Below are 11,622 nucleotides of genomic sequence, written 5' to 3'. Positions count from 1 at the left end.
AGTCCGAGGTACTGCGCAAGCTCGACCACGTCGAGTAGTTTATTGTTGGGGCTCATGAATAAAACTCCTTTTCGCGATATATCTTCAGGTGCGCGAGCACGCGTGGGAACGCGCGGTAGAGGTTGTAGAGTGCAGTTGCATCGGCAAGAAACTCGAGGTGACCCTCACAGTTCGAATAATAGAATTCGGAGAAACTATTGGCGTTGGCTGCATCGAAGTCCTTTCCTGTTGCCCGAAAAATGCGCATCTTTGCTCGATCGCATGCTGGAATTTGTTCAGCTATATGGTCTACGACTTCGAGCTGTCCAGCCAGAGGCAGATCGATCCAAGGGCGGCGTCCCTCGAGGGGTTCTACAAGTAGGATGTGTACGGCGCCATCTAGCCGTGAATGTGAGTATCCAATTTCACAAGTTCGCCCCGCCGACTCTACTTTGATTACAATGTGGTGCATTTCGATATCCTTTTTAGTGTATCATTGATTGCAATTTTGAGGTTGCGAGGGATAGGAGAGGGGGAGACTTTTCCGTTGTCAAGTTGTTCTATAAATCTATGTAAGTGCATGAAAAGAAAGTGATAAATGTTTTTTGCGAATTCACTCTATAACTCGCAAAAAAAAGCATACCCGCGATTGTGGATGTTCATAAAATACAACTATAAGATTTTTTATGTGATTGGTGATTTTTTGTTGAACTGCCACTGGGGATTGGCCCAATTGAATGAGCGGCAAGTGTAATTTTTTCGAATCAGTACTGCTTCGTCTCGTGGCACAATTGTGGCACACCAAGGTTGATGATAAGTTGGGTTCCCATGAGAAATAATGTGTGCTGAAGAGATATTAAATATCTGTAATTAAATAATTATTTTTCAATTTTTCTTGGTTTCTTGCGGGGTATCTATTGGAATCATAATCCGCGTGTCGGGGGTTCAAGTCCCTCCTCGGCTACCAAATTTCAAGGCTCTGTCCCCAACGGGACAGGGCCTTAAATTTTTTAGCGCAGGATTAGGCTTCGCCCTGGCTGGATCTGCCCCTGCGACAAGTGCTCAACCCCATACCTAACATTTTAATAGGTTCAAGCAGGCCGGTGTAACTCTCATATCTACGAGACCGACCAAGGTGGTTGAAAATATGGGAGGCACCCTGCGTGACGATAACACTGGCAACTATCTTAACAATTATCTCAACCGGGTTTTTCCTGATCTGGGAAAGAGTGCGGCCTGGACGGCGGCTACCACACTCGAAGGGGTGGTATCTGCGATCACTGTCCCTCAACTTCGCGCAACTAGGGATCACGCTTGCAACTGGAAAACTATGGATCGATGTTTTCGGCGGTGGTTCGCTGTTGGACTTGTCGGCGGTGGGTTCTCCGGTCCTGCAGGGTTTTATCGGCTGGTTTGTTGGTACGTTTGTTTTCTACTGGTGGCACCGGTTGCGCCATAAAGGTGGCTGGTGGATCATTTTTCACCAAATTCACCATTCTGCATCGCGTATCGAGATTTTGACCTCTTTCTACAAGCATCCGCTTGAAATCCTTGTCGGGTCTTTCATTACCGCCTTCATCCTGTTTCCGGTTTTGGGGTGTTCGCTCCTTGGCACGTTCTGGTATAATTTTTTCGCTGCGACGGGAGAATATTTCTATCATGCCAACGTGAAAACGCCGAAATGGCTGCGCTATTTCGTGCAAACGCCAGAGCTGCATTCAATCCATCATCAACTTGACCATCACACCCATAATTTCGGCGACATTCCAATCTGGGACCGACTGTTCGGGACCTACAAGGACGCGACAGAGTTTGCAGATAGATGTGGATTCCCGAGGGAGAACGAGCGAAGAATTTGGAAAATGCTGGCCTTTAAAGATGTCTATGATGACTAGGGCTTTGCCTGTCCTGTTTGACCTCTCCGCCACCACACCCTATACCCACGCTCATGCAAATCTTTGACGGCATCATATCGGACCGGGGGTCCAAATATGCGGTGTCGGGCGGGCCGTGTGCCAGCCCGGACGAGGCCAAGGCCTTTATCAAGCAGCTATGCCGCAAGAAGAAATTCGCCAAGGCCACGCACAACACCTGGGCCTTCATGACGCCCGAAGGCCCGATCAAGAATGACGACGGCGAGACGGGCGCGGGCATGCTTATGGCGCAGATGCTGGAGCGCGAAGGCCTGATGTATCATATCGTGGTGGTCACCCGCTGGTATGGTGGCAAGCATCTGGGCGGCGACCGCTTTCGCCACGTGCAGGACAGCGTGCGCTATTATCTGGATCACGCCGACCTGGGCTGACGAGGGCTAGCGCTTGAGCCTTTCCACCAGCAGAGTATCAAGTTGCCGGTCATGCAGTCTTGAAAGAGCAAGGAGGCAACTGATGGCGCCAATCAGGGCCAGAAGCATGTCTGACTGGGTATCCCAGGCATACCCCTGCGTGCCAAGGAAAGCATCTGCGCCTTCGCCGGTTGCTTCGGCAACGCCCCATTCGATCAACTCATAAAAGGCACTGAAGGCCAGGCAGACTGAAAGGATGAAAAGCGTACGCCAGGCTTTACCGTTCACAACATCCTTGCGAATGAATATTTCGCGGGCCAGAAGGGCAGGGACAAACCCTTGAAAGAAATGCCCAACCTTGTCGTAATTGTTGCGCTCGGCACCAAATAGGCCGTCAAAGAAAGGCACCTCGGCATAGGTATAATGGCCACCCACCATCAGTACGATGGCATGTACCAGAATTAGCCAATACAGAAGGGGTGTAAGGCGGAACGACTTGTAAGTCGCCGCAATAAGCAAGAGGCCGATAATCGCAGGGGCTACCTCCAGTAGCCAGGTAAACTGGTCTTTCGGGCCAATGCCCGACCACACCAGCGTGCCGATGAACAGCAGCAGCCACAGCGATTTCATCATATACCCGGCCTTGATCTGTTTGTCTCACCGGCAGCCTAGACTGCGGAGAGCGCCAATGCAAAAGATGCCACGCTATAATTTTATCATTCGATTTCTAGATTTATTAATAATCGATTTTAGCGATTGCTGGAATCTGGACTTCCAATTTCCTTTTGGTCTCAAAATGGGCGTATTCTCCGATCTACCATAAAGGGAGCGCAGGCCTGCGCGAGGAACGTCACCGTCGCCACAATGCAAAGAAGCGAGCGGACGCCACAGGTCCACACTCTCCAACAAGTATTTGTCAGTTTAAGGGGCATCACTTCTCGCCCGGCACCAACTTGAAGGAGGTAGGATATGCTGAAGAGAAAACTACCAATGATTGTTATCCTGGCGATGGGAACCGCCCTCGCCACAGCGCCGCAAGCCGCGGCAGAACACCATGAGCCCATGGAGACACACATGCAAAGCGCCCCAACGAATGACTATTGGTGGCCAAACCGCCTGAACCTGGAGCCGCTTCGGCTGAACCTGCCGGACGCCAACCCATTGGGGGCGGATTTCAATTACGCGGAAGCCTTCAAGGATGTGGACCTGGATGAGCTGCGCGCAGACATGGAAAAGCTGATGACCACGTCGCAGGACTGGTGGCCGGCTGACTATGGCCATTATGGCCCCTTCTTCATCCGCCTGTCCTGGCACTCGGCCGGTACTTACCGGATGATCGACGGTCGCGGCGGTGCCGACGGCGGCATGCACCGCTTTGCGCCGCTCAACAGCTGGCCGGACAACACGAACCTCGACAAGGCCCAGCGCCTTCTGTGGCCGATCAAACAGAAATACGGCAACAAGATCAGCTGGTCTGACCTGATCGTGCTGGCGGGCACTATCGGCATGGAGCATATGGGCTTCAAGACCGCGGGCTTTGCTTTTGGCCGGGAAGACGCCTGGATGCCCGAAGAGGTCAACTGGGGCCCTGAAGGCGAATGGCTGGGCCGCGCCGAAAGCCGCCACAAGGACGGCAAGCTGACGGGCTCTTTGTCCGCCGCGCGCATGGGCCTGATCTATGTGAACCCGGAAGGCCCGAACGGCGTGCCGGACCCGCTTCTGGCGGCGCAGGAAATCCGCGACACCTTCGGCCGGATGGCCATGAATGACGAGGAAACCGTGGCGCTGATCGCCGGTGGTCACACCTTCGGTAAGGCGCACGGTGCCTCGAAGGGCTCGAACCTGGGCGCGGAACCTGAGGGTGCGAGCCTTGAAGAACAGGGCCTCGGCTGGAAGAACAAATACGGCAGCGGCAAGGGCGCCGACACCATCACCAGCGGCCTTGAAGGCGCCTGGACGGTGAGCCCGGCTGAATGGACGCACAATTACCTGCAGAATCTGTTCATGTTCGACTGGGTGCAGACCAAAAGCCCGGCAGGTGCGATCCAGTGGGAGCCGTCAGACGACAGCACAAGCGAGATGGTGCCGGACGCCCACGACCCGGACAAGCGCCACAAGCCGATCATGTTCACAACCGACCTGGCGCTGAAGGAAGACCCGGCCTACCGCAAGGTGTCCGAACGCTTCCTTGAGAACCCGGAAGAGTTCGAGCAAGCCTTCGCCCGCGCCTGGTTCAAACTGACCCACCGGGACATGGGCCCAACCAGCCGCTATCTGGGGGACTGGGCGCCGGATGAGACTTACATCTGGCAGGACCCGGTGCCCGCGGTGGACCACAAGCTGGTGAGCAAAAGCGACGCAGACAAGCTGAAGAAGGTGATCCTGGAGAGCGGCCTGAGCCACGCTGATCTGGTGCGCACGGCCTGGGCGTCGGCCTCCAGCTTCCGCGGCACGGACATGCGCGGTGGTGCCAACGGTGCCCGCGTGCGCCTGGCGCCGCAGAAAGACTGGGCCGCCAACGACCCGGCTGAGCTTGACCGGGTGCTGGGTGTGCTCGCGGGCATCCAGGCAGATTTCAACAAGAAGGCCAGTGGTGGCAAGAAAATCTCGCTCGCTGACCTGATCGTGCTGGGCGGCGCCGCCGCGATTGAAGACGCAGCCGCGAAGGCCGGCCACAAGGTCTCTGTGCCGTTTAAGCCTGGCCGCACGGACGCGACGGCTGAGATGACCGATGCGGACTCCTTCAGCGTGCTTGAGCCAACAGCAGACGGTTTCCGCAACTATTTTGCCGACGGCAATGACCGGTCACCTGCTGAAATGCTGGTGGAAAAAGCCGCGCTTCTGAAGCTTTCCGTGCCTGAAATGACGGTGCTGGTGGGCGGCCTGCGCGCGCTGGATGCCAACACAGGCGGTGCGAAGCACGGTGTGTTCACCAATACCCCTGGGGTGCTGACGAATGATTTCTTCACCGGCCTCCTCGACATGGGAACCGAGTGGAAGAAGGCGGATACCGCCGGCATCTATGAAGGCTTCGACCGCGTGTCAGGCGAGAAGAAATGGTCGGCAACGCCGGTTGACCTGATCTTCGGCTCCAACAGCGAGCTGCGGGCGGTCGCGGAAGTGTACGCAACCGACGGGTCCGAAGCGAAGTTCGTGGAAGACTTTATTGGCGCCTGGACCAAGGTGATGAACCTGGACCGCTTCTAGGCTTCAGGCACCCGTGTAAATCAAAGGAACGGCGGCGCCCAGCGTCGCCGTTTCGCGTTTGGGGGCGGGGACTGTCAGCTTCTGTCAGGCCTTTTCAGGCTGCACGGTGGGCGCTTGGGGGCGCGGCTTGAAGGCCACCAGAAAATAGGAAACACCTCGATGCAGATACAGCAGGAAGGGCCAGACCACCAGATACAGCTCGCCGCCCAGCATGAGGTTGCCTGCCATCACCGCCACCAGAACAATGAGCGGAGACAGGATCAGGATCTCCGCGGTCCTGCTATAGCGGTTGGCGGTTGGGGCCCTGTCGCCCGCCAGCCAGCGCAGGAACAGGGGCAGGGCATAATCGATGGCCACCCACACGATAAACAGGGTGTTGCCAAACAGGATCATGGCCTCGCGCGGGGGCGGCACGGTCAGCCAATCGTTGAAGGCCGCCGTCATGATCACGAAAATAGGCGCGGAAACGCCCACAAGGGCTGCGAGGAAGCGCCAGGCGGCGCGGCCCTTGCGCCAGCCCTCAAGGGCGCCGATCCGTTCGGTGTGAAACGGAAACATCAGGCAGATGCAGAAGGCCTGCAGATACAGGGAAAAGTCCCAGAACCAGCGGGTGCCCAGGAGGTCACGCGGCCCTGCGGTGGGCAGAAAATAGATGCCCATGATGATGGAAAGATGCAGGCCCACAAGAACCACCGCTGTTCCGGCCGCAACCGCCCGCTTGTTTTCCACACTGCGCATGGCACCAGTAAAGCGAAACCGGCCCCGGTGCGCAATCGATTTCGCTCGCCGCGCACCGGCCGCAGATAAAATAAAGCCCCGGGGCGGTGGGCCAGAAGGCACCGCCTCGGGGCAGAACACATGGGGCGCCGCCATCGCCCCATATGCGCTTGAGGATGCTTAGCTGTAGGTCAGCTTGGTTGGCTCCAGCGTCAGCTCAAGCTTGGCCACATTGGCCGGATTGAGGCTTACCAGCACGTGGGCGAACCGGTCGGAATAGGCGAAATTATAGGCGTCCGACAGGGGTGCCAGCGTGGCCGCCCACTGGTTGAAGTAAGGCTTTTTCGTCTGCATGCCTGCGAAGAACAGGCTGCCCGGCAGTTGGAACCATTTCTGGCTTGGCATTGCGCCGACCATCTCGCCGGCCGTGACTGTTTCACTGCCCACGGCGCCGATACTGATGCCCGAGAACACGTCACCGCTGATCCAGCCGTAGACATTGTTGGCGGGGGCCATTGGCGTACTGGCGCCATCGAAATAGTAGGGTGCGTTGCCGCCATAGATGCCGCTGGGGTTCAAGAGGTCATCGCGCTTGAACAGCATGGTGTGGCCGCCTTTGACCGGCTCATATCTGACGGTAGCGCCGCTGACGATCTCCTCTGCCTGGCTCAGCAGGATGTTGAGGCCATCGTCGATGGTGGCCAGATACTGGTAGCTCTGGCGGGACTGGGGGCCGGAGGCCGGCACATTCGGGCCGACGCCCGCGAACTCGCCTTTGATGATGGCGATCACGCCGTCCCCCAGGTTTGGCACCACTGTGCCCGCCTTGGTTTTCGGGCCGAACGTATCCCTGAGATAGACCAGATAGTCTTCCATTAGGTTATAGGGCATCACCGGAATGCCGGTGGTCGGGTAGACGGAAGGGTAGGATGACGGGCCAATGACACGGGCGAAGTTCGTTCCCGGCTTGGGGCCGCTGCCATACTGCTTGAAATCGCCGGGCACCAAAGCGGAGAGCGGTGAACCGTCATCCCCGCCGGGGCCCGACAGGCCTGAGGCTGGCGGTGTCGTCAGGGCCTTGAGCTCCTTGTAGACCTGATCTGATGTCGCGCCGTCCTTGAGGCCGCTGTCCTGCTGCACGACCTTGCCGCCCGACCCATAGCTGGTCAGCGACATGGGGATGGCCCAATAGTCGATTGTGGTCAGGTTCGCGGCGTCGGCTGGGTCCCCATTGAAGGTGATTTCCATCTTGTCGTAGCGCAGGAAGAAGTTGGGGTCTGTCACCGCCTGGCCGGGCTCGTAGCCCTGATATTGCGGGGTCCAGGCCGTGCCGTAGCAGACATAGATGCGGCCGCTGAAATGGCTGATGCTGATGCCGTCCGACAGGTCCTTGAGCGTGTACCAGTTCCCGGCCCAGGATTTGCCCCCTATGCCGGCATAGACGGATGCGACCGCGTCCCCCGTATTGGTGTTGGTGATGTCAAGCGGCGCACCTGCGCCCGGCACGAAGCCGATGTGCACGTCGCTTGCGGGCAGACTGCTGTTGTTGGTGAAAGTGAAAGTCAGAGCGGCCATTGTGTCCTCCTACTAATGATTGCCTGAAAACAATCATTGCGCGAAAAATGCGAGGCGGGGAAGCGCCCTGCGTTTTTATGCTGCTGCAGTTGGTTGTATTGGCCCGACAGGCGCGCCAGCACGATGTCTCAATCGCACTGACGACGCCGTAAGTTTCAATATATGAAGGCTTTTTTCGCTCTATGTGGGGCTTACGCGCACTGGCGTACCGTGACCGGCACGCCGTTCAGGGCGGCGTTGCCGCTGACGGGGTCAAAAAGCTTGTCATCGGTCAGGATGTTGCAGTTAACGCCTTCCTGCTCTGACGCCACGGCAAGCTTCACGCCCTTGGTCTGGTGGCCCCAGCCGTGGGGCAGGCTGACAACGCCGGGCATGACATCCTCGCTGGCGACCACAAGCGTTTCCACTTCACCGACGCGGGACGCGATACCCACCCGCGCGCCATCTTTGATGTCGCGGGCCGCCATGTCGGACGGGTGCATCATCAGGTGCCAGCGTGCCGGGCCTTTGATCAGGCGGGTGCTGTTGTGCATCCAGCTGTTGTTGGACCGCACATGCCGCCGCCCGATCAGCAAAAGCTCGCCGTCCTTCAAGGCCTGGCGGCTGTCCATCAGGCGCTTGAGGTCATCAAGCATCAAATCCAGGTCCAGCTTGGCCGGACCTGATAGGCGCTCCGGCATGCTGGGCTGAAGGGGGCCAAGGTCTATGCCGTGCGGGTGATCCTTGAGCTTTTCAAGCGTCAGTTCCATCGCGGCCCCTGTGGCCTTGCCGTATGGGCCATATTGGATGCCCTGATCCAGAAGCACATGCGGTGCCGGCTGCGGTTTATAGTCCTGCCCCTTGCGTTTCGCGATGGCGGCGGCGAGGCCGATCATGATCTCCCAGTCGTGTTTTGTGCCCGCGGGCGGGTCGAACACCGGCGCGTTGTAGCGCGTGATATTCCGGACAGCCAGCCGGTTGAAGCTGATGTCATAATGGTCATGCTCCAGCGGCGATGTGGGCGGCAGGATCACGTCAGCAAACCGGGTAGTTTCATTGAGGTACAGGTCGATCGACACCATGAAGTCAAGGCCTTCGAACGCCTTGTTCAGCTCGCCTCCATTGGGGGCGGAAAGCGCCGGGTTGGCCGCAATGGTGAACAGCCCCTTGATCTGGCCTTCGCCGGGTGTGTTGATTTCCTCCGCCAGCGCGACGGCCGGGAACTCCCCCGAAAAGATGGGCAGGCCGCTGACTCGGCTTTGCTTGGTGGCGAAATATCCAGCGCCCCGGGTGCCGGGGGTAACGTTCCCGAACGCAGGCGTCGGCACCATGATGCCGCCGGGCACATCCATATTGCCGGTGATGATGTTCAGGACCTGGATCGCCCACTGGCACAGGGTGCCGAAAACCTGGGTGGAAACACCCATGCGGCCATAGGCGGCAGCGCCCTCTGTGGTGGCCATGGTGCGGGCCAGGTCGCGGATCACATCGGCTGAAATGCCGGTCTGCTCGGCGGCCAGTTCGGGCGTGAAGCCCTCAGCGGCGGCGCGCACGGCCTCAAGCCCGTCAATGTGGCCAGCCATCGGGCCAAGGTTCACAAGATCTTCCGCGAACACCGTCTGGATCATGGCCATCAGAAGGAAAGCGTCACTGCCCGGGCGGATGAAATGGTGCTCGTCGGCGATGGCCGCCGTTTCCGTGCGGCGCGGGTCGATCACCACGAATTTGCCGCCGCGGTCCTGGATGCCCTTCAGCCGGTTCTTCACGTCCGGCACGGTCATCATGCTGCCGTTCGATGCCAGCGGATTGCCGCCAATGATCAGCATGAAATTCGTGTGGTCGATATCCGCCACCGGGACAAGATACTGGTGGCCATACATCAGGTGCCCCACCAGCATGTGCGGCAGCTGATCCAGCGACGTGGCGGAAAAATGATTGTCTGTGCCGATGGCGCGGCGAAGCTCGCTGCCGTGGGTCATGGTGCCATAGTTGTGCACACCGGGGTTGCCTGCGAAAAAGCCGATGCTGTTTGGCCCATTTACGTCCTGAATGGCGACCATCTTTTCGGCGACAAGCTCGAAGGCCTCGTCCCAACTGATCTCCTGCCATTCATCGCCGACACGGCGGATGGGCTTGGTCAGCCGGTCCGGGTCTGTATAGAGGTCCTGAATTGCCGTGGCTTTGGGGCAGATGTGGCCGCGGCTGAAGGGGTCGTCCTTGTCGCCCTTGATGGAGACGATCCGGTCGCCTTCAGTCTCAATCGCTATGCCACAGATGGCCTCGCACAGGTGGCAGGACCGATAATGGGTTTTCCTCAATTCGCTCACGATTGTCTCCCCGGATGACATGGTCTTGTCTTAATCTTCATATTTAAGCGTGAGCTATGGTGATTGGCCGGGGTTTCAAGGCCGGGCCACAAGGAGGGCCGCACAGCCATTGCACCCAAGGCGCTTGCCTGTTAGGCCTGTTGGCCACAAAATGAACTCTGGCACGTATTTCAGGAGGACCTGTGACCTTACGCGCGACACTTCTCGGCATTGCCGCCCTGTTGTTGGGGGCGGGCAGTTTGAACCTGGGTATGGGGCTGCAGGCCTCGCTTCTGGGGGTGCGCGCCGGTATCGAGAATTTCCCGACGCTGCTGATCGGTCTTGTCATGTCGGCCTATTATGCGGGCTTCGTTCTGGGCAGCCTTTATGCGCCGGGCGTTGTGGCGCGGGTCGGGCATATCCGCACCTTCTCGGCCTTCGCCTCGCTGGCGTCGGCGGCGGCCATCTGCCACGCGGTGTTTGTGGACCCGCTGAGCTGGATACTTTTTCGTGCGCTCACGGGTTTTTGTTTCGCAGCCCTCTGCCTGGTGGCGGAAAGCTGGCTGAATGCGCGCGCCAGCAACCTGAACCGCGGCACTGTGGTATCAATCTATTTCGTTGTGATGCTGGGTATGACTGCCGCCGGCCAGGCCTTCCTGATGATGGCGCCGCCGGAAGGCTATGACCTGTTCGTGTTCGTCTCTGTTATCATTTCACTGGCGCTGGTGCCCATTGCGCTGACCAGCACACCCAGCCCGGAAATTTCCGCACCTGACCGCATGAGTTTCCGCAGGCTCTATAGCGTGTCGCCTGTCGGTACCGTGGGCACGTTTTCGGCCGGGTTGATCACCGGGGCTTACTGGGGCCTGGGGGCCGTGTTCGCGCAGGCCAAGGGGCTGGTGTCCGATGATATCGCTGTGTTCATGACATTGCTGGTGCTGGGTGGGGTGGTAACCCAGTGGCCGTTCGGGCGCCTGTCGGACCGTATGGACCGCCGGATCGTGATTGGCTTTGTCGCCATTGCCATCGCGGTGGTTGGCATATTGGTGTCCACCGATATCCTGCCGGATGACCCGTGGCTATACGTTATGGGCGCGGTGATGGGTGGCCTTGTGCTGCCGCTTTATGGCCTTGTGCTGGCCCACACAAACGATCACCTGGAAGCCGAAGATTTCGTGCCCGCAGGCGCCGCACTTCTGATGCTCTACGGCATGGGCGCCGTGCTGGGGCCGCTTCTGGGCACCTTGGCGATGCGGCTTGTCGGGGCCGGTGGCCTGTTCCTGTATCTGGCTATCTCCGCTATCGTGCTGGCCACCTTCACCGCCTACCGCATGACCCAGCGTGCGGCTGTGGATGTGGAGGATACCGAAAGCTTCGTGCCTGTCACCAGCACCACGGCCATGGCCTATGAGCTGGACCCACGCAGCGAAGATGAGGGTGACCAGAGCCCGCAGGAGGACCCGGAAGCCCAGGCCATTCAGATCGCAGACCGGCCCTGACGCAAGGCATTCGCCCGCCCGGCGTGCATTACATTTTGACCGGGTAAATCTTTACGCTACATTAAGGATAAGCATG

9 protein-coding genes are annotated in these 11,622 nt (G+C 58.6%); 4 read left to right on the top strand and 5 right to left on the bottom strand.

Translation table 11 applies throughout. The annotated features are described in order from the left end of the window. Positions 1–52: 52 nt before the first annotated feature. Positions 53–451 (bottom strand): hypothetical protein, encoded by a 399-nt coding sequence (locus KORLAC_RS14705; RefSeq protein ID WP_068307752.1) that lies wholly within the window; start codon positions 449–451, stop codon positions 53–55. Between the two features lie 691 nt (positions 452–1,142). On the opposite strand from KORLAC_RS14705, the gene KORLAC_RS14700 reads away from it, so the two are divergent. Next, positions 1,143–1,874: a sterol desaturase family protein gene (locus KORLAC_RS14700; protein ID WP_068307749.1), complete on the top strand. Its 732-nt coding sequence runs from the start codon at positions 1,143–1,145 to the stop codon at positions 1,872–1,874. Between the two features lie 53 nt (positions 1,875–1,927). Further along, the gene (locus KORLAC_RS14695; RefSeq protein WP_068307747.1) at positions 1,928–2,284 is read left to right on the top strand and encodes a YigZ family protein; all 357 of its coding nucleotides are present in this window, start codon (positions 1,928–1,930) and stop codon (positions 2,282–2,284) included. 6 nt (positions 2,285–2,290) lie between these two features. On the opposite strand, the gene KORLAC_RS14690 is transcribed toward KORLAC_RS14695, so the two are convergent. After that, complete coding sequence (locus KORLAC_RS14690) at positions 2,291–2,893, bottom strand: DUF2238 domain-containing protein (RefSeq protein WP_068307840.1); 603 nt, start codon at positions 2,891–2,893, stop codon at positions 2,291–2,293. A 339-nt stretch (positions 2,894–3,232) separates the two neighbouring features. Between KORLAC_RS14690 and katG the strand changes: the two genes are divergently transcribed. After that, complete coding sequence (katG, locus tag KORLAC_RS14685) at positions 3,233–5,470, top strand: catalase/peroxidase HPI (protein WP_068307745.1); 2,238 nt, start codon at positions 3,233–3,235, stop codon at positions 5,468–5,470. 84 nt (positions 5,471–5,554) lie between these two features. On the opposite strand, the gene KORLAC_RS14680 is transcribed toward katG, so the two are convergent. The 3 genes from KORLAC_RS14680 to KORLAC_RS14670 form a co-directional block, all read right to left on the bottom strand. Next, positions 5,555–6,199: a hypothetical protein gene (locus tag KORLAC_RS14680; protein WP_139167626.1), complete on the bottom strand. Its 645-nt coding sequence runs from the start codon at positions 6,197–6,199 to the stop codon at positions 5,555–5,557. Positions 6,200–6,367: 168 nt separating this feature from the next. Next, the gene (locus tag KORLAC_RS14675) at positions 6,368–7,762 is read right to left on the bottom strand and encodes a beta-1,3-glucanase family protein (RefSeq protein WP_068307741.1); all 1,395 of its coding nucleotides are present in this window, start codon (positions 7,760–7,762) and stop codon (positions 6,368–6,370) included. Between the two features lie 191 nt (positions 7,763–7,953). Next, on the bottom strand, positions 7,954–10,089 hold the full coding sequence (locus KORLAC_RS14670) for a molybdopterin-dependent oxidoreductase (protein ID WP_068307739.1): 2,136 nt from the start codon (positions 10,087–10,089) through the stop codon (positions 7,954–7,956). Between the two features lie 161 nt (positions 10,090–10,250). Here KORLAC_RS14670 and KORLAC_RS14665 point away from each other — a divergent pair, with 161 nt between their 5' ends. Further along, positions 10,251–11,546, top strand: a complete 1,296-nt coding sequence (locus KORLAC_RS14665) for an MFS transporter (protein WP_068307736.1) — start codon at positions 10,251–10,253, stop codon at positions 11,544–11,546. Positions 11,547–11,622: the final 76 nt, after the last annotated feature.

The sequence above is a fragment of the Kordiimonas lacus genome, assembly GCF_001550055.1.
GTDB lineage: Bacteria > Pseudomonadota > Alphaproteobacteria > Sphingomonadales > Kordiimonadaceae > Kordiimonas > Kordiimonas lacus.
This window is presented reverse-complemented; position numbering and strand designations above follow the sequence as displayed.

What these genes read in the sequence shown, in the direction of transcription:
- KORLAC_RS14705 (WP_068307752.1), bottom strand. Translation starts at nt 451, where the DNA reads ATGCACCACATTGTAATCAAAGTAGAGTCGGCGGGGCGAACTTGTGAA.
- KORLAC_RS14695 (WP_068307747.1), top strand. Translation starts at nt 1,928, where the DNA reads ATGCAAATCTTTGACGGCATCATATCGGACCGGGGGTCCAAATATGCG.
- KORLAC_RS14690 (WP_068307840.1), bottom strand. Translation starts at nt 2,893, where the DNA reads ATGAAATCGCTGTGGCTGCTGCTGTTCATCGGCACGCTGGTGTGGTCG.
- katG (WP_068307745.1), top strand. Translation starts at nt 3,233, where the DNA reads ATGCTGAAGAGAAAACTACCAATGATTGTTATCCTGGCGATGGGAACC.
- KORLAC_RS14675 (WP_068307741.1), bottom strand. Translation starts at nt 7,762, where the DNA reads ATGGCCGCTCTGACTTTCACTTTCACCAACAACAGCAGTCTGCCCGCA.
- KORLAC_RS14670 (WP_068307739.1), bottom strand. Translation starts at nt 10,089, where the DNA reads ATGTCATCCGGGGAGACAATCGTGAGCGAATTGAGGAAAACCCATTAT.